The organism is Mesobacillus maritimus (genome assembly GCF_044803185.1).
Taxonomy (GTDB): domain Bacteria; phylum Bacillota; class Bacilli; order Bacillales; family Cytobacillaceae; genus Mesobacillus_B; species Mesobacillus_B maritimus_B.
Window position 1 is genome coordinate 5,645,468 of the sequence record NZ_CP085225.1, and the last position, 18,941, is coordinate 5,664,408.

The window sequence follows — 18,941 nt, forward strand, 5'->3', positions numbered from 1 at the left end:
AAATAAATAAAAAAATCAAAAAATACTATATTATAATAAAATCAAATCATGGAAATCCCGCCTTTGTCAGTATTTCTTACAATGATGGCGGGTATTTATCAGTGTGTATGTATAATTATTCCATTTTGTTAGGATAATATGTATTCAGTATTTCCTATGTAGTTTAAATTATATATAGTATAATTTGAACGGTCCTACATTCATTCACTGCCTTTTCTAAAAATTAACTATAAAGGTGACGACAATGCTCAAAAATAAATGGTTTCTATTTTTATTCAATTTATTATTATCACTTATTCTTTATCTGATTATTGCTGATGAATATAACCTTCTTCACTATATCAATATTCTCTTCTATATTGGTTTCATTTATGCACTCATTTTTATGATTCAATATACAATGAAAGGTGGATTTTTTGACGGAATAACATTTGGATTTAGAAGGTTTCATCATAATCTTTTTAATCGAGATGATTATTTGGAAGAATGGCGCGAGAAACCACTACCTTCCGAAAAGGTCCAACCGAGTGTTTATCATTTAATCATTTTCCAAAGTGTAAGCTTGATTTTGGTACTAGTCCTTTTGCTGATTATCTATTACTTCATACTTCACTAAACGTAACAAGAAGAAAGTGCCCTTACTACTTAGGGGCACTTTCTTCTATTATATGTGGCGCTCATTTTTCATTACTAGGTACTAGTATCTTCTATTATATAGGTGCACGTTTATCACTACTAGGTACTAATATCTTCTATTATAAGTTAGCTTCTTCTTTTGGAAGTGCATAAGCACCTTCTTCGTCATGTGTTTCTTTTCCTGTACATGGTGGGTTAAACACACATACCATTCTCATGTTGCCCTTCGTCGCACGAAGCAGATGTTTTTCATGTCCTACTAGCGCATACAAAGTTCCAGGTTTAATTGGATGAATCTCTCCTGTCCCTAGATCCTCAATTTCTCCTTCTCCTTCAACACAATAAACCGCTTCTTGATGGTATTTATACCAAAACATTGACTCTGTTCCTTCATAAATAATCGTATCATGTACAGAAAAACCCATACCGGCATCTTTCAAGATGATTCTTCTACTTTCCCATGTTTCTCCCTTTACATGATCTTCTGATCCTATAACTTCGTCTAAATTTTTTACGATCACGGTGATTCCTCCTTTAGTTGGTGAGACTGTTCTTTACACTATCTTCTATTATGGCAAAACCTTGCTTTAAGGTTTCACAATCAATGGTTAAGGCTGGCATGATTTTAAACACTTCGCTATTTGGCCCGGAAGTTTCCATAATGAGACCTCTTTCAAATGCTTGGGCACAGATCTTATCAGCCAATCCTTCAACGCCACAAGCAATTCCTCTAAAGAGCCCTTTCCCACGAACTTCGCCCTCTAATTCTGGATACTTTGATACAAGCCCTTTTAAGAACTCATCCACCAGTAGCCCTTTATCGATAATTTCCTTCGTAAAATCGTCATTTTCCCAATAATTTAAGGCCTCGATGGCTGTAATGAAGGCTAGATTATGTCCACGGAAGGTTCCATTGTGTTCGCCTGGTGCCCAGATATCGTATTCTGGCTTGATGAGTGTTAAAGCCATTGGGGTTCCATAACCACTTATGGATTTAGATAAACAGACGATATCAGGGTCAATTCCAGCCTGCTCGAAGCTAAAGAAGGTACCAGTACGTCCACAACCAGCTTGAACATCATCAACGATTAATAGAATATCCCATCTACGACAGATTTCTTCTACTCGTTTCAGCCAGTCTGCGTTCGCAACATTCAAGCCGCCTTCTCCTTGAACAGTCTCAAGGATAATCGCTGCTGGTAAAGCAACACCGCTTCCACTGTCCTCAAGAAAACGTTCTAAGTAATCAACGGTATCTACATCTTCACCTAAATATTGATCAAAGGGCATTGCCATACTATGATTTAGTGAAACACCTGCACCATGACGCTTAAAAGAATTACCTGTAATGGATAAAGAGCCGAGTGTCATTCCATGAAAGCCGTTAGTGAAGCTGATGACTAATTCACGTCCAGTAACCTTACGAGCTAGCTTCAAGGCACTTTCCACTGTGTTCGTTCCAGTTGGCCCTGGGAACATCACTTTATATTCTAGGTTCCGAGGTTTTAATATCTTTTCATTAAAATTAGTCAGAAAGGTTGCTTTTGCTTTTGTACCCATATCTAAACTATGGGTAATCCCGTCCTCCGCAATGTAGCTGATTAGCTTTTCTTTCATTTTTTGATTGTTATGTCCATAATTCAATGCACCAGCACCTGCAAAGAAATCAATATAGGACTTTCCATTTACATCCCACATTGTTGACCCTTTTGCTTTAACAAACGTCGTTGGAAAACTTCGTATATATCCACGCACTTCAGATTCAAGCGTTTCAAAAACGGTTAATTGGGAATCTAATACTTTTGTAGCTTGCATTTACACACAACCTTTCGGAATATTCAGTCTAAATTAGCTGTAATCTACCGTGGCAAATGAGTTTTTATTATCTGATTAAAAGGGACCAATTCGATATGTTTGCTCAGCTTCATGTCCGGGTTCCGGAAACATCTCTTCAGTAAAGCATTCTGAAACTTCACAGGGACAATTCATCCGTTTTGCTAGGCCTTTAAAGAGGGATTGTGATGGCAGGTTGGAAGGAGATACAGTTGCCTCTAGGTAGTGAACATTTTCACATGCTTCTCTGCTCAACAACTCATTTAAAAGCTTATTCCCTATTCCTTTCCCCCTATACGATTCGTTTACAGCTACTTGCCAAACAAAGATCGTATCAGGAGATGCAGGCGGACGGAAAGCGGACACAAAGCCGATAATTTCATCCTTATCTTCTGCTAGTACACACGTATCGCCAAAGTAATTACTAAACATAAGATAAGAATAGGCTGAGTTTAAATCCATATTACTGGTATTTTTAATCAGCTCCCACATTTTTGCCCCATCTTCTTTAGTAGGATTTCGATAAGAATACGAGGTCAATTTATCTAACTCTGATGTTTTAATCATCTATTGTTTTTGAATCCTCCTTTGTTCGTTTGTCTAACATTATTTATCATAACGGGAATAAAAAATGGCGTCAAAGCGCTTATTCTACGGTTAATCTATATAATCAAGGCTAAATTGTTGTAAGGTATACTCAGCTTGTTCTGATATCAAAATCCCCCCGTTTCCTCCTGAATACTCCCAATCGACAAAATATTTTAAATTTTTTACGAAAACTTTTTCAGCTCTGTTTAATACGTAAAAACCCAATGATGACAACAAAAAAGACCGAGTCAGGATCTGAAAAACAAATCATTTCCTCGGTCTTTATATTTTACTTACTTATTTCTCTTTTTTTCCTTTTTTCCAGCTTCCTGTGCCTTATTGGCTGCTTCCTCAAGTCTGCGGAAGCGTCTTAAATCGGCCTTTCTAATCGGCAAAGGTTCTTTTGCCAGTAATTTTGCAATGGCAAACATAAGGAGCATTAAGATAATGGTGAACGGCAATGCTGCAATCAGTGAGGCTGTCTGTAAAGCTTCAAGCCCCCCTGCATATAGAAGAACTGCCGCGATGGCTGACATTAGTACCCCCCAGACTACCTTCGCATATTGCGGTGGGTTCAAGCTACCAAACATCGTCATACTAGCTAGAATATAAGTAGCGGAATCTGCTGAGGTGACTAGAAAAGTAAAAATCAGCAAAATAGATAATATAGATAGAATCGTTTTAAACGGTAAGTATTCATACGTCTGGAATAGTGCCGTGGTCAAATCAGCATTAACTGCTTCAGCAATATTCGTCCCATTGACTAAGTCATTCCACAATCCGGTACCACCAAATGTTGCAATCCAGACGCAAGCAATAAGGGGTGGAATGATCATGACACCAATAATGTATTCGCGTATGGTTCTTCCTCTAGAAACCCGGGCCACAAATGCACCAACATATGGAGACCAAGCAATGGCCCAAGCCCAATAAAAAATTGTCCAATCGCGCACCCAGGTTCCGCCTCTGTATGGCTGTAATCTCAGGCTATACTGGACAAAATTAGTTAAATAGTCTCCCAAACCCAAAGTAAAAGACTCTAAGATAAACACTGTCGGTCCAGTAAAAAAGACAAATAATAAAAGGACAATGGCTAGGCCTAAATTCAGATTACTTAAGTATTTTATTCCTTTTTCCAATCCCGTTGAGGAAGATAACATATATGCAATGAAAATAACGATAATAATGATCATTTGGACGCCGACTGAATTATTCATTCCAAAGACCACATTTAACCCACCATTCATTTGCAAAACCCCTAGACCAATTGAGGTTGCAATCCCCATAACGGTTGCAATAACAGCTAAGGAATCAATGGTTTTTTTTACTGCGGGTTTGTCTCCTGTGACCGGCTCTAATGCAGTGGAGACTAGGCCATCCTTCTGTTTTCGAAATTGTAAAAAACCAATTACGAGTCCAACAATTGCAAATACCGACCACTGGCTAACACCCCAGTGAAAAAAGGAATACCCCATTGCAAGACGCGCAGCCTCAACCGTTTGGGGATCTGTCCCATGTGTCGGTGGCGAGAAAAAATGACTCATCGGCTCTGCAACTCCCCAGAAAACTAACCCTGCCCCAAAGCCAGCAGAGAACAACATCCCAATCCAAGTAAAAAAGTTAAACTCAGGACGTTCTTTTTCTCCCCCTAAACGGATTGCTCCATATTTACTGATGGCAAGACCGACTAGGAAAATAATCAGAATAAAAACGGCTAATAGGTAAAACCATCCAAAATTTATGGTTGTAAAACTAAACAGCTTCCCTGCTACTTCACCAAATCGTTTTGGAACTAGAGCTCCTAATACAACGAGTATCGATATCACGATGGCCGACACTAAAAATACAGTGTTCTTCCAGCTATTGTTATTCATGTCAGTCCCCCCAAAAAATCTCTCGTTTATTATTACCCTATTTTTTGAGTTTTAAAGGGAAGGAATCCAGGTTATTGAAAAAAGAGAGGGCTCAGACCTCTCTCTAAACATCACTTTTTAATGAGTGAAATGGGTTTTTCCACTCCATAAGCGTAGCAAAGCCTTTTGATTCTTCATCTTCTAGGTAATTTCCAATTATCCCAAGCGGTGTGCGTCCACAGCGAAGCAAAAATGTGAGCACAGGATCCTTCAGTTCTCCTTTAACGATTGCCTCTAAATATTGCTCTGCACTCATTTCCTTTGCTACCTTAGCGTAGCCAGGCATTCTACCTCCACCAAGTAGTCGTTCCACACCTTTATGAACGACTACTTCATACATCGACTGCATTAGCCACTTCCCTAAATCCATTTTTCGGTAGTACGGGCGGACACAAATATCTACTACATATAAGGTATTCCCCTTGGGATCATGGTTCCGGATGTAGCCATTATCGGTCATTTCCTCCCAAGTATGGTGCGGTTCAGCTGGATTAAAATGAACCAATAAACCCGTCATCGATCCAGCCAATACCCCATCCACTTCTACGCACAAGGCCCCTTCTTGAAACAATTGCACATGCTTGCTTAATTGTTCTTGATTCCACCATAAATCAGACGGAAACGGAGGCGGAAAGCTTTCCTTCTGAATTTGAATTAAATCAACAAAATCCTTCTGTGTGTATTGCCGGATAACCACCTCAGAATTACGCTCTCCATTTTTTAATACCAGTCGCTTTTTATAATCCATTAAAAGCACTCCTCCCCCTTAAGCCCCTCATTATCATTTACGGTATTGTATCATCACTAAGCAGAAATATCATTTCACGAAAAGGACAATAGGTCATTTTCTACCTTAATCCTCCTACACAGTGTTAAATCTAATGTAAGATGGGAGGCTGTAAAGCTTCCCATCTTACAAAAAAATGTACACAAGTAGCGCTGGTACTTAATAGTGTACTAACGAGGTTTAGTAATGCTTCCAACAAACTTTTCCGCGGCACGTGATAGCGGAACCATTTTTAAACTCACTATTCCGATACTCCGGCTTGGAATCTTCTCTTCTAACAATACTTCGTATAAAATGCCTCTATTTAAATACTCTTCCGAGAATTCCTTTATCACACATGAAATCCCCAAGTTATTTTTTGCGAAATCCATGACCAAATCATAGGATCCAAGCTCAAATGCCGGGGAAACGTGTAAACCCTTCTTTCTTATAAAACGTTCCACATACATCCGTGAATTTGACTTTTTTTCTAAAAAAATTAATGGTAACTCCATTAAACGTTCTAAACGAACTGGTTTTGTCGTTATTTTTTTGTACTTTGTCCCACAGACAAAAATATCATGAATTTCCTTACACGGGATAATCTCGAGATGTTCATCATATATGGGCAAATTGCATATTCCGACATCTGCCGCTCCCGACTTAATAAAAGCAATGATATCTGAAGTTGTTCCATTAAGAATCTTTAACCTGATTCCAGGATACTTAAAACGGAAGTCCTCTAAATATGGTAGTAAAAAGTAGCGAGAGATTGTATCTCCAACACCGATACAAAGCTCCCCATTTTTCAACATCTTAAAATCTAGAAGCTTACTTTCAGCTGCGTTGATCATACCTAAAGCTGAGTTTACGTGATCATTTAATAATTTTCCTTCATTCGTTAATACTACCCCCTTTGATGTTCGGTAAAAAAGTTGAACTTCTAATTCTTTCTCAAGTTTCAAAATGGATTGACTCACTGCAGACTGTGTCATATAGAGTTCCTCTGCTGCTTTTGAAAAACTATTATTTCGGCTGACAACATTAAATACCCGATATAAATCCAATTTCCCTATCATATAAGTTCTCCTAATAACAGATATTATAATTATTAATTTTACTTATATCACGTTATAAGGGTATAGTAAAACGTGAAGTAAACAAAGGTTATTAAATAGTTTATACATATTTGAGTGTTACCAGAGGAGAGATTCATTTGGAAAGAGTAGTTGGAACTAGCGTAAGAGGTCTTCGTGGACCAATCATTAATAAAGGGGATAACCTCGAGGAAATCATTGTCGATACAGTATTAAATGCTACAAAAGTCGAGGGTTTTTCAATTGAAGATCGCGATATTGTTACAGTTACAGAGTCAATCGTGGCGCGTGCACAAGGAAACTATGCAACCATCGACGACATTGCCGCAGATGTAAATGCTAAATTTGGTGATGATACAGTTGGGGTGATTTTCCCAATTCTTAGCCGTAATCGTTTTTCTATTTGCCTACGGGGAATTGCCAAAGGTACTAAAAAGGTTGTCCTAATGTTAAGTTATCCATCAGATGAGGTTGGAAACCACCTTGTCAATATTGATGAATTAGACGTTAAAGGGGTTAACCCTTGGACAGATGTACTTACAGAAGCTGAATTCCGTGAGCACTTTGGTTTTAACAAACATACGTTTACGGGTGTTGACTATATCGAATACTATAAAAGTTTAGTAGAAGCTGAAGGTGCAAGCTGCGAAGTCATTTTCTCAAACAATCCTAAAACAATTTTAGATTATACAAAGAGTGTTTTAACTTGTGATATTCACACACGTTTCCGAACCAAACGTATCCTCACAAACAACGGTGCCGAGAAGGTATACGGTCTGGATGATATCCTGACTAAGTCAATCAATGGGAACGGTTTTAACGAAGCCTATGGTTTACTAGGATCAAATAAAGCAACTGAAGAAAGTGTGAAATTATTCCCAAATAATTGCCAACCACTTGTTGAAGGCATACAAGCGAGCATCAAGGAATTAACTGGTAAAACTGTGGAAGTAATGGTTTATGGCGATGGAGCGTTTAAGGACCCTGTCGGAAAAATTTGGGAGCTCGCTGACCCGGTTGTATCACCCGCTTACACAGCAGGACTTGAAGGTACTCCAAACGAAGTGAAATTAAAATACTTGGCGGATAATAACTTCTCTCATCTTCGTGGAGAAGAATTAAAACAAGCCATTTCTGAATACATCGTAAACAAAAATGAAGACTTGGTTGGTGCGATGGAAGCACAAGGTACAACCCCTCGTCAGCTTACTGACTTAATCGGCTCACTCTCTGATTTAACTTCTGGCAGTGGCGATAAAGGAACACCATTCATTTATATTAAAGGTTACTTTGATAACTATACAAAGTAGTTTCAAAACGAAAGGGGATGCCTTCATAGGCATCCTTTTTCTTTTCATTTAATTTCTTTTAAATAACCTTCTGTTCGTTAAATTTCTGATAATAAAATTACCTTGTGATACGGCTCCCTGCCACGTATCAAAATGAGGTGATTGCTACCAAAGATATCTAAATTAGGAGAATTTCATATAAGTAACTCACATATGTATATTAAGTAGATTTACTTTTATTACAAAAATATGGGGGAATGGTATGAAAGTATTCAATAAGGTCATTGTCGTAACAGGTGCTGGTGGCGGAATTGGGAGAGAACTCGTTACTCAACTTTTAGGAAAAGGAGCTAGAGTCGCAGCAATCCTCCACAAATCCGGGCTAGAGGAAATAAAGTCATTAACAGGAGTCTATGGCGACAAGATTTCAACGCATATTGCTAATTTAGCTAACAGAGATGATGTGGAAAAGCTTCCTGAAGAAATCATTGCTGTTCATGGATGCATAGATGGAATTATTAATAATGCAGGAATTATTCAACCGTTTCGTAGCCTGAATGATCTTGATTATGAACAAATTCAAAGGGTCATGGATGTCAACTTTTACGGTACGCTCTATATGTGTAAATCATTCTTACCACACCTTTTAAGTCGACCAGAGGCTTACATTACAAACGTTTCAAGCATGGGTGGGTTTCTTCCTGTCCCGCTCCAATCGATTTACTGCGCTTCAAAAGGCGCTGTAAAAATGTTAACAGAAGGACTTCATTTAGAGCTTAGAGGTACTAATGTAGGAGTTACGATTGTCTGTCCGGGTGGAGTAGACACTAATCTCGTCCGAAACTCCGGAATTGAAATGGAAGGAGTAGAAAGCCATTCATATAAAATGCTCAGCCCAAATAAAGCTGCTGCACTCATTATTGAAGGTATGGAAAATAAAAAATACCGAGTATTAGCCGGTAACGATTCAAAAATTATGGACTTTTTATATCGTTTAAATCCCAAAAAGGCAACAGACATCATTGCTAAGAAGATAAAAACACTCTAAAACCATCTAGTTAGGTTTGTTAGATATCAGTAAGCCTCTGTTAAAATATTTTTTGAAAACCTCTCTTTTATGTCTTTATTTGAGTCCTAATACCTCTTACCACCTACCTTTTCCTAATCTCCAGATTCACCACTGGAGAAGGTTCTTCTGCAAAGACCGTCCTAGTGGATGCTATATATTGGTTAAAAACCTCATTTCCTATGGACGGTCCACCTTATTTTATTTAAATGAGGTTTTTGATTCACTCTATAAAATAAGGTATATTTGTTACACGAATAACAATTATCAAACTTAAGGTCGTGATTAACATGCGCGTTAATAAATATATTAGTGAAGCTGGAAAAGCATCAAGGCGAGGTGCGGATAAATTAATTGCTGAAGGAAGAGTCACAATCAATGGAAAACGTGCACAAATAGGCGATCAAGTCCAGCCTGGGGATGATGTCCTAGTAAACGGAGCACCGGTTCGGGTAGCTAGAAATAATGTCTATATTGCCTTAAATAAGCCTGTAGGGATTACAAGTACAACAGAAAAGAATGTAAAGGGAAATATTATTGATTTAGTGAATCACCCGTTAAGAATTTTTAATATCGGGCGACTGGATAAGGATTCAGAAGGGTTAATTCTTCTAACAAACGATGGTGATATCGTCAATGAGATTTTACGGTCTGAAAATAAGCATGAAAAAGAATATATCGTTTCAGTAGACAAGCCTATCACACCAGAATTTGTAAAGAATATGTCTGAAGGTGTAAAAATATTAGGTACAAAAACACTTCCTTGTGAAGTAAGACCGTTATCGAAATTTGATTTTCAAATTATCTTAACTCAAGGGTTAAACCGCCAAATTCGACGCATGTGCGAAGCGTTAGGATATGAAGTCTACAGACTGCAAAGAACTCGGATCATGAATATCCATCTAGGGAATCTTCCTCCTGGACAATGGAAAGATTTATCAAAAAAAGAGCGCACACAATTATTTAGAGAACTAAACTATGAACCAAAGGAATGGTAAGGAAGATTGCTTATTAAAAGATTTTTAAGTCGATAGGAACAGCTAAAAGCCTGAAAAGGGATCTTAAAAGGATTAACAAAAATGTTAATGGGGGTGAATCGGACTATGAACTGATTCACCCATTTTTCTGTTTCTAGGGAGTCTCATTCGGCCTTTCCCAGCTATTATCGAATAATTGTTGGGCCAACTACTGCTTTTGGGTTTTCCCCCGTAACCAGCGATAGAAAAATAAGCGGAGATTTTTCCGTTAAATGTAGATTAGAGCTCGTTTCGGGGTAAATAAGGGGAGTTTTTCCGCTTATCATAGCAAAATTACCTATTTTCACGGTTTTCGAGCCAAATAAGAGGAATTTCTCCCTCTATTTAAGCTTTTTTCAGTGCTATTTCCTAATTTAAGGGGAATCTTTCCCTCTATTTATCAGATCAAAGTGTCTAACCTGGTCCCCTAATCGATAAGAACGAACTCTCACGGTCCCAGATGTGGGAATCAGCATCTTTTTATCGACTAGTTGAGAAAGTACTTTTCTAACCGTCTTGCCACTTAGCTTCAAATACTTCTCGACTTCTATAGGGGATATGGCTTCTCCTTTTCGAATCGCTAGCCGAAGTACTTCCTTTTCGACTAAGGACAGAGTGGTCTGATCCATTTCATCCCCCAGCCATCGGCCAATCACTTGCTGAATAATTTGTTGGCATCGACGAGGCTTCTCGTTAACTTGGTCATATGAAAAGCGGATCACGGTCCATCCGTCAATCACCAACTGGTTTTGACGCTCCAGGCTGTCGGAAAATTGCCATCTGCTTATGTTCTGTAAGTGAGGGCCATACCCGTCAATCTCAAGGCAAATCCGGATGGTGGGACGAATATAAGCAAAGTCCAAATACCTCTTGCCATCCTTGAAATCATCGACCTCATATTCTGGATGCAGATACCGAAAATGGTGGAATAAGGGCCACCATACTTGCTTCAAAAACAACTTTTCAGCATGTTTGTGACCTTCTTGTAAGCGCCGCAACGGTTCACCGGTTCTTGCCTGCAAGTGAGCATTCATAAAGGTCTGGTATTCCTCTTCAAGTCCCATAGGACCCCTCCTCCTATCCATTAGTCGTTCTTTTACATGACTCTTAACATACTAATAATCATTTAAAACCGTTCATCCCTCAATCTCTTCTACTATTATTTTTGGTGTTATCTTCAGTGACCTTTAACTATTCCTCAATCGGAACTGTAAAATCATATTCAAGAACCATACTTCAAACTTAAAATATCTGGTATTTGCCAGATAGTATGTGATATCCCTCTTTTCATAAGAATGATCCACGACATGGGCATTTAAGCTGCATACATATTAAACGCAGGAATGAATCATCTCCATTTTTTTCATTTGAACTTTGGAAAGGATTTTAAAATTAATGAGTGATAAAAAGAAGTGAACTGTTTCTTAAATTGGGGAAAATAAAAGGCAAATAAAGACTTGCAAGGAGAGTTAATATAGAAAGAAAAGATAATGTAAGGAAGAATTTTGAGGATGGAACTATTTTTAGTTTAATAGTCCCCTTAGATTTGTCAATCTATTTTTACTATATCGAAAAAACTGTTCTTACCATCTATATTTTCGTTAAGAAAACCCTTTATAATCAAGCCTCCCCAACCTTAAGGGGAGGCATTGGGATAAACCTGATATGGTTCACCGTGATGCTTCAATATGAGGTTTATACTTAATAAAGGATGACTGTTTTCGTAAAGATTGTTGTTAAAATCCTAAAGCCGATTTTAACGCAAGAAAAACTATTTGGTACGTGATAAGAAGTTTGCGCGCGCTCTTTTCTCATTATAAAAAGTGTACTTTGTAGTGAAACAAATCATAATCTACCCGAATTTGTATCCAAGATCAACAAAGTTTGAGAAAAGAGCCTAAAAGATTAAAAACCTACCTTGAATACTCCAAAGGCAGGTTTTATTACATTCTACAATATTTGGTTCAAAAACCTTTTAGTACGTTCATGTATTGGATTGACAAAGATATCATTTGGATGTCCTTCTTCAATAATATTTCCATCTGCAAGCATAATGACTCGGTCCGCTACTTCTTTTGCGAATCCCATTTCATGCGTTACAATCACCATCGTCATCCCGTCACGTGCCAGATCTTTCATTACCTGTAGCACTTCACCAACAAGTTCAGGATCCAATGCTGAAGTCGGCTCATCAAAAAGCATCACTTTTGGTTCCATTGCTAGTGCTCTTGCGATTGCTACCCGCTGCTTTTGCCCGCCGGACAATTGTTCAGGATAGTAGTTGGCTTTATCCTCTAAACCTACCTTTTTAAGAAGGGCAATTGCTTTTGAACTCGCTGCTTCCTTTGTTTCTTTTCTTACAAAAATCGGTGCTTCAGTAATATTTTCTATTACTGTTTTATGGGGGAAAAGATTGAAATGCTGAAACACCATTCCTACCTTTTCTCTTACCTTATTTAAGTTTGTTTTTGCTAGGTCTGTTTTTTCAGAATCAATGATAATGTCACCGCGCTCTGCCACTTCTAAAAAATTTAGGCAACGAAGCAGAGTACTTTTGCCAGAGCCACTGGCACCAATCAGAACAACTACCTCTTTCTCGTCTACACTTAGGTTAATATTTTTTAATACTTCAAGCTTACCAAAGGATTTTGAAAGATTGCTAATTTTAATCATACGATTACGCCCTCCTTAGGTTTGCTGACATCCATTTTCTTTTCAATTCGATTAGCAACCCATGTGAAAATCAGGACGATAATCAAATAATAGACCCCTACAACAAAATACGTTTCAAAAGGCATATAGTTTTCACCTTGTACACTAAGAGCCGTGTTATATAGGTCAGTCACAGCAATATAGGCAACAAGAGAAGAATCTTTTAAGCCAATAATAAACTGATTAGCTAGAGACGGAATTGCTCTTTTGAAAGCCTGTGGGAAAATGATTCTCCTCATTGCAAGAGAGTAGGACATTCCAAGCGACCTAGCCGCTTCCATCTGTCCTCGATCAATTGATTGCACGGCTCCTCTAAAAATTTCCGCAATGTATGCACCTGTATGAACACCTAATGCCAGAGCCCCTGCCGTGAAGCTGTCGAGGTTCACTATATTGGCAAGTCCATAATAAAGGAACATAATCTGAACAATGAGAGGCGTTCCACGAATAATACCTATATAGATATCCGCAATAAGATGTAGTATTTTACTAGAGGAAATCTTAAAGCCCGCGAAAATAACGCCAATCACCATCGCAAATACTAGCGAGATTGCCGTTATAGCAATCGTCATCCAAGAAGCTTTCAAAAAAGCAATTCCGTGCTCACTAAAAATGCCGATAATATTTTCCAAAAAAATCACGATGCGTACCTCCTTCGTTGAATAGTGCAAGCACCCACATCAGGTGCTTACACTAAAAATTTTTCCTATCTTACTTTTCCATGATGTTTGTATTAAACCATTTCATACTAATCTTTTCATACGTACCATCATCAATCATCGATTGGATGGCCTCGTTAATTTGCTCGGCAAGCTCTTTGTTTCCTTCTGCAACAGCTACACTTACACGGTCTTCATTCAGTAAATCGCCTATTTCCTTAATTTCTAAGCCTTTTTCATTTTTTGCACTAACACCAACAATTTTATCAGTGATCACGGCATCTAAACGTCCAAGCGCCAAATCTTGAAGTGCATTGACGTCTGTTGGGTAGCCCTTCACTTGATCAGATAATTCTTCGGCCATGTCTTTCCAAGTACTCGCCTGAATTACGCCAATTTTTTTGCCTTTTAAATCCTCTTTTGATTGAATATCGGAATTGCCTTCTGCTACAAAAATCTGTGCACCAGATAAATAATATGGATTGGTGAAATCAACTTGCTCATCACGCTCTGGTGTAGCAGTCATACTTCCGATAATTGCATCATATTTCCCTGCCTTTAATCCTTGTATAATCGTTTCCCATGTATTAGTTACAGGGTTTGCTTCAAGCCCAATCCTCTTAGCAATTTCTGTTCCAATTTCAACATCAAATCCAGTCAATTTATCATCCTTCTTAAAGTTTAACGGTGGATACTGCCCTGTCATTGAGAATGTTAACGCACCTTCTTTTACTAACTCATGCTTAGAAGCACTTTCATTTGCTGTCTTTTCTGCCCCATCACTCTTCTCTGTTCCGCAAGCAGTTAAAATCAACATCATTGCTGTAACTAATAAAAACCCAAACTTTTTCATAAATATTCCCCCCTAGATAATAAAAAAACACCGTCAATGTAACGGTGTTCTGCACACCCTCATCGATTAGCATTGGTGAAGATAGTTCTCCACAATTCCAAGGAACTGTGACAGTTTTGCCCCTATTCGAGTGCAAACCCAGCATTCTGAAAGAAGTGATTTCAGAAGCTTCGGCAATTGATCCTTTTTCCTATTTTCATAGATTTCACTAAATCTCCAATAGGATACTAATAACAATCGCGACCTCTACCCCATCTAATGCTTGATGAGGATTTTATATTTAGTTTAACGAAACTTCCTTCAGTATAAATAAATATTTTAACAAGTGCAATAATAATTTTAATTGAATTTTTATCCAAATTAAAAGACTTGACGGGTTTTATCTTCTGGGATACATTTTTTTAAAATACCAATTTACTAGAAAAGAAGGTCAGGCGTATGTTGCAATGTCGTGAGGATGTGTTGACATTCACGAAACAGCTCGTAAACATTGAAAGTGTCGTTAATACCAATGGCGAAAAGGCCATTGCTCAATCTTTATATTCTATGATTTCTGCTATGCCCTATTTTTCACAAAACCCCAGCCATCTAGTTTTAGAACAAACACTCCACGATGATCAAGAGCGTTATAATGTTCTTGCTTTTGTTAAAGGAACAAAGGGAAATAGCAACCGTACGGTGATTTTGATGGGCCATATTGACACAGTTGGGATTGATGATTTCAACCAATTAAAGGACAAGGCTTGCTTCCCAGACGAACTTATGGAATCACTAAAAACTGAACAGCTTCCAGCTACTGCTAAAGAACATTTATATTCGGGGGATTGGTTATTTGGCCGAGGCGTTCTTGATATGAAAAGCGGGGTTGCCAGTCACTTATTTCTCTTAAACTATTATTCTATGCATCCTGAAGAATTAGACGGAAACATAGTCCTCTTATCGGAATGTGACGAGGAGGACGGTTCACACGGAGTACTCTCTGCTTTGAAAACATTGAGACGCTGGAAAAAGGAACATGGTTTTGACTATGCAGCTGCCATTAATGCCGATTTCGTTTCACCTAGATATGAAGGCGATGAAAATCGCTATATTTACAAGGGGACTGTCGGAAAGCTACTGCCATCGTTCTTTATTACGGGGGCAGAAACACATGTAGGCTCAGCCTTTGAGGGACTTGATCCCAACTTTATTGCGGCCGAGCTGACAAGGCAAATCAATTACAACCCAGAGCTTTGTAACGAAGCATTTGGTGAGACGACCGTGCCGCCTGTTTCGTTAAAACAAACAGATTTAAAGCCTTCTTATACAGTTCAAACTGCCTTAGCTGCCTATGTTTATTATAATTTCTTTATTCATTCATGGTCTCCAAAGGACGTGCTTGAAAAGTTAAGGGAACAAGCAATGATTGCTTTTACCAATGCCCTTACCTCTTTTGAAGAAAGGTATAAACAATACAGCATATTAAGCGGTGAACCATATGTACAACACCCTTGGAAACCTAGAGTGATGACGTACGAGGAAATGGAAAAATTATTAATCGATGAGAATGGTGAAACGTTTACAACACATATGAGTCAATTTAAAGAAAAGCTGTTAAAAAATACGGAACTGGATACGCGCATGTTTTCGGCAAAAGTGGTAGAGGAAGCCTGGAAATGGATGAAGGATAAAAATCCAGCGATTATTCTGTTTTACTCATCCCTGTACTCTCCACGAATTGAGTTGACTGGAAAAACAACTGACGAGTTTGCTTTAATTACAGCATTGGACGAAGCAGTAGAAGTAATCCAACCATACTATCAATATCCGATTGTGACACGAAACTTTTTCCCTTATATTTCTGATATGAGTTTTGTGGCCCTAAGTGATGATGAAACAGGAATTAACGCTGAAATAAACAATAACCCTAGCTGGGGTACCAAGCTCTTTGTCGACTATCAAGACATTCGCGATATCAATGTCCCAGTAATCAATATCGGCCCTTATGGATTAGATGCTCACAAGAAGCATGAACGAATGGAAATGACCTACTCACTTGAAGTCGTACCAAATCTAACAAACCTCGTGATTCAAAAACTATTAAATAATTGAACAAAAAGCCTGTAGACCAGTCTACAGGCTTTTTAGCTATAAAAATGGACATGAAACTTTTTCAATTTTAGTCGTTATATAACCCTTATAGGAAAAAGACAGGCTTTTTAAAAAGAAGAATATTCTTATAATTTCACTACTTCATTTATTTACTTGTGGTACGGTTCGCCGCAACGCATCTAAATGAGGTTCTAACAAGCACTCCGTTTTCATCTCAATTCCTTTAAAAAAGAAGTGATGTCCTTAATATGAGTATACAGCGATAGAAAAATAAGCGGAGATTTTTCCGTTAAATGCAGATTAGCGCTCGTTTTTGGGAAAATAGGGGGAGTTTTTCCGCCTATGCATAGCAAAATTACCTATATTCAGGTTTTTCGAGTCAAATAAGAGGAATTTCTCCCTCTATTTAAGCCATTTTTAGTGCTATTTACTATTTAAGGGGAATTCCCCCCCTATTTAACAGATCAAAGTGCCTAACCCAACATTAAGGAGAGGCATTGGGCAAAACCTCATTTACTTATGATACGGTTCACCTTTACTTTTCTGGTAAAGCAGATACATATCTCTTGTACATTTTCAAAGGAAAATTATGCTTTAATATAGGAAAGACTATTCTCATCTTTAAGTCTGTTAATTTTATTCTAGTATAAGAGGTGATTTTCATGGTGGATTTTGAATGGTACAGGAGTTTCATTAATATATATAAATACAATTCAGTATCTGAAGCGGCTAAAGCCCGAATTATGACACAACCTGCAATGAGTCAACACTTGGCTTCTTTAGAAGCAGAAGTTGGTGAACCTTTGTTTACTAGAACTTCTAGAAAAATGGTTCCCACGGAAAGAGGAAAGGAGTTATATTCACAAGTAGCCCCCCTTATTGAGTCATTAGAAGTGACTAGTTTAAGTTTTCACTCTATCTCTTTGCCCACTCTTTCCATAATAAGAATCGGCTCTGCGATCGAATATTATTATGAAAATATCCTTCCTGAACTTAATGAATTTAATACATGTACTGTTTCACACTTTGGAACTGCCGACCAACTACTTGAACTATTAAAGGAGGATAAAATAGATATCGTTATTACTTCACAAAAGTTTCAATCACCGGGAATTGAATACTCATTTTTATGTGAAGAAGAATTTGTAATTGTTGCACCAAAGCACTTGGAAATACCAGAGAACTTGAAGTCTAAAGAACAATGGCTTTTATCTCAAGAATGGATTAGTTATGGGTTAGATTTACCAATTATCAGAAGACTATGGAGAGAACACTTTAAAAAAAGGCCAATTATTAAACCAAATCATATTATTCCTAATTTACATCTTATTTTAAAGGCTATAGAAAGCGGAATGGGAATAAGTCTAATTCCTACTTATATCTTAGTAAATTCAATGCACGAAGAAAAATCAAAAGTATTATTTAAGGAATTAAAAATTAATAATAAATTATATATTGCATATAAAACTAAAAATAAACATTTGCCAGAAATCAATAATATAGTGAAAACACTTTTAATGAAAAAATAACTAATCATTCAATGTTTTATATTAAGTCATTCAGTTCATACTGGATGACTTCTTTTATTTTTTTCCTCGCAAGTCATTTATCAAAATGGTACAAGGTATATGCTCGTTCTTTGATATAAATATATTTATACATTACCCATAAAAACATAATTTGTTTTATAGGTAATGTAGGATTAGAATAGCCAATGTAACAAAATAAATTAATGGAGGTAAAATCTTATGGCAAAAAAGATTTTAATGGTTGTTACTAATCATAAAGAACTTAGTAAAGATAAGCAGACTGGTATTTGGTTATCGGAATTTGCTGAAGCATATATTGAATTCACGAAAAAAGGGTACCAAGTTACAGTTGCAAGTCCCCTTGGAGGAAAAAGTACAGTTGATCCTAGTAGTGTAGATGTGAATACACCACAGGAGATTCTAGATACTGAAAAGTATTTACAGAACACTTTGAAACTAGATGCTATATCTTACCAAGATTTTGATGCAATTTTCCTGCCGGGGGGACATGGTACAATGTTTGACCTTCCTAATAATAAAAAACTTCAGGAATTGTTACGGGACTTCTTCGAAGGGGATAAGATTGTTGCTGCAGTTTGTCATGGTCCTGTGGGATTAGTTGGTGCAACATTATCTAACGGTCAACCACTTGTTTCCGGTAAACGTGTTAACGCTTTTACCGACAGAGAAGAGGCTGATACAGGACTAGGGGAACAACTTCCTTTCCTATTGGAAAGTAGAATTCGTGAATTAGGGGCTATTTTTGTGGCTGCCCCAAACTGGTCAACTCATTACGAAGTGGATGGTAATTTGATTACTGGACAAAATCCTCAATCTACATTGGCTGTTACAAAAGCAGTTATTGAAAGATTAGGTTAAGATTTTGGAGACTG

Annotated in this window: 17 protein-coding genes and 1 riboswitch; of the genes, 7 read left to right on the plus strand and 10 right to left on the minus strand. The window is 37.6% G+C overall.

Features of this window, described 5'->3' with window-relative positions; translation table 11 throughout:
• Window positions 1-244 precede the first annotated feature (244 nt).
• The gene (locus LG336_RS27040; protein WP_404330564.1) at window positions 245-616 is read left to right on the plus strand and encodes a DUF3899 domain-containing protein; all 372 of its coding nucleotides are present in this window, start codon (window positions 245-247) and stop codon (window positions 614-616) included.
• 139 nt (window positions 617-755) lie between these two features.
• On the opposite strand, the gene LG336_RS27045 is transcribed toward LG336_RS27040, so the two are convergent.
• The 6 genes from LG336_RS27045 to LG336_RS27070 all read right to left on the minus strand — a co-directional run bounded on the left by LG336_RS27045 (window position 756) and on the right by LG336_RS27070 (window position 6,815).
• Window positions 756-1,157, minus strand: coding sequence for an ectoine synthase (locus LG336_RS27045; protein WP_404330565.1), 402 nt, complete (start codon window positions 1,155-1,157; stop codon window positions 756-758).
• 13 nt (window positions 1,158-1,170) lie between these two features.
• Complete coding sequence (gene ectB, locus LG336_RS27050; protein ID WP_404330566.1) at window positions 1,171-2,451, minus strand: diaminobutyrate--2-oxoglutarate transaminase; 1,281 nt, start codon at window positions 2,449-2,451, stop codon at window positions 1,171-1,173.
• Window positions 2,452-2,526: 75 nt separating this feature from the next.
• Window positions 2,527-3,036 carry a diaminobutyrate acetyltransferase gene (gene ectA / locus LG336_RS27055; RefSeq protein ID WP_404330567.1) on the minus strand — a complete coding sequence of 170 codons (510 nt, stop codon included), beginning with the start codon at window positions 3,034-3,036 and terminating at the stop codon, window positions 2,527-2,529.
• A gap of 314 nt (window positions 3,037-3,350) precedes the next feature.
• A complete protein-coding gene (locus LG336_RS27060; RefSeq protein WP_404330568.1) occupies window positions 3,351-4,931 on the minus strand; it encodes a BCCT family transporter in 1,581 nt (526 codons plus the stop codon).
• 103 nt (window positions 4,932-5,034) lie between these two features.
• Window positions 5,035-5,718, minus strand: coding sequence for a GNAT family N-acetyltransferase (locus LG336_RS27065; RefSeq protein WP_404330569.1), 684 nt, complete (start codon window positions 5,716-5,718; stop codon window positions 5,035-5,037).
• 209 nt (window positions 5,719-5,927) lie between these two features.
• Window positions 5,928-6,815, minus strand: a complete 888-nt coding sequence (locus LG336_RS27070) for a LysR family transcriptional regulator (RefSeq protein ID WP_404330570.1) — start codon at window positions 6,813-6,815, stop codon at window positions 5,928-5,930.
• Window positions 6,816-6,952: 137 nt separating this feature from the next.
• On the opposite strand from LG336_RS27070, the gene LG336_RS27075 reads away from it, so the two are divergent.
• The 3 genes from LG336_RS27075 to rluF all read left to right on the plus strand — a co-directional run bounded on the left by LG336_RS27075 (window position 6,953) and on the right by rluF (window position 10,186).
• Window positions 6,953-8,143 (plus strand): coenzyme F420-0:L-glutamate ligase, encoded by a 1,191-nt coding sequence (locus LG336_RS27075; protein WP_404330571.1) that lies wholly within the window; start codon window positions 6,953-6,955, stop codon window positions 8,141-8,143.
• Between the two features lie 241 nt (window positions 8,144-8,384).
• Window positions 8,385-9,170 carry an SDR family NAD(P)-dependent oxidoreductase gene (locus LG336_RS27080; protein WP_404330572.1) on the plus strand — a complete coding sequence of 262 codons (786 nt, stop codon included), beginning with the start codon at window positions 8,385-8,387 and terminating at the stop codon, window positions 9,168-9,170.
• Between the two features lie 308 nt (window positions 9,171-9,478).
• A complete protein-coding gene (gene rluF, locus LG336_RS27085) occupies window positions 9,479-10,186 on the plus strand; it encodes a 23S rRNA pseudouridine(2604) synthase RluF (protein ID WP_404330573.1) in 708 nt (235 codons plus the stop codon).
• A gap of 392 nt (window positions 10,187-10,578) precedes the next feature.
• Here rluF and LG336_RS27090 read toward each other — a convergent pair whose 3' ends face one another.
• The 4 genes from LG336_RS27090 to LG336_RS27105 all read right to left on the minus strand — a co-directional run bounded on the left by LG336_RS27090 (window position 10,579) and on the right by LG336_RS27105 (window position 14,428).
• Window positions 10,579-11,268 (minus strand): DNA-binding response regulator, encoded by a 690-nt coding sequence (locus LG336_RS27090; protein ID WP_404330574.1) that lies wholly within the window; start codon window positions 11,266-11,268, stop codon window positions 10,579-10,581.
• 886 nt (window positions 11,269-12,154) lie between these two features.
• Window positions 12,155-12,877, minus strand: coding sequence for an amino acid ABC transporter ATP-binding protein (locus tag LG336_RS27095; RefSeq protein WP_404330575.1), 723 nt, complete (start codon window positions 12,875-12,877; stop codon window positions 12,155-12,157).
• Window positions 12,874-13,557: an amino acid ABC transporter permease gene (locus LG336_RS27100; protein ID WP_404330576.1), complete on the minus strand. Its 684-nt coding sequence runs from the start codon at window positions 13,555-13,557 to the stop codon at window positions 12,874-12,876. The genes LG336_RS27095 and LG336_RS27100 overlap by 4 nt, the downstream gene beginning before the upstream one ends.
• A gap of 70 nt (window positions 13,558-13,627) precedes the next feature.
• Complete coding sequence (locus LG336_RS27105) at window positions 13,628-14,428, minus strand: ABC transporter substrate-binding protein (protein ID WP_404330577.1); 801 nt, start codon at window positions 14,426-14,428, stop codon at window positions 13,628-13,630.
• 74 nt (window positions 14,429-14,502) lie between these two features.
• Window positions 14,503-14,685: riboswitch (Lysine riboswitch) on the minus strand.
• Between the two features lie 181 nt (window positions 14,686-14,866).
• Between LG336_RS27105 and LG336_RS27110 the strand changes: the two genes are divergently transcribed.
• From LG336_RS27110 to LG336_RS27120, 3 genes are all read left to right on the plus strand, one after another.
• Window positions 14,867-16,519, plus strand: a complete 1,653-nt coding sequence (locus LG336_RS27110; RefSeq protein ID WP_404330578.1) for a M20/M25/M40 family metallo-hydrolase — start codon at window positions 14,867-14,869, stop codon at window positions 16,517-16,519.
• A 662-nt stretch (window positions 16,520-17,181) separates the two neighbouring features.
• Window positions 17,182-18,048: a LysR family transcriptional regulator gene (locus LG336_RS27115; RefSeq protein ID WP_404330579.1), complete on the plus strand. Its 867-nt coding sequence runs from the start codon at window positions 17,182-17,184 to the stop codon at window positions 18,046-18,048.
• Between the two features lie 219 nt (window positions 18,049-18,267).
• The gene (locus LG336_RS27120; RefSeq protein ID WP_404330580.1) at window positions 18,268-18,927 is read left to right on the plus strand and encodes a type 1 glutamine amidotransferase domain-containing protein; all 660 of its coding nucleotides are present in this window, start codon (window positions 18,268-18,270) and stop codon (window positions 18,925-18,927) included.
• Window positions 18,928-18,941 lie beyond the last annotated feature (14 nt).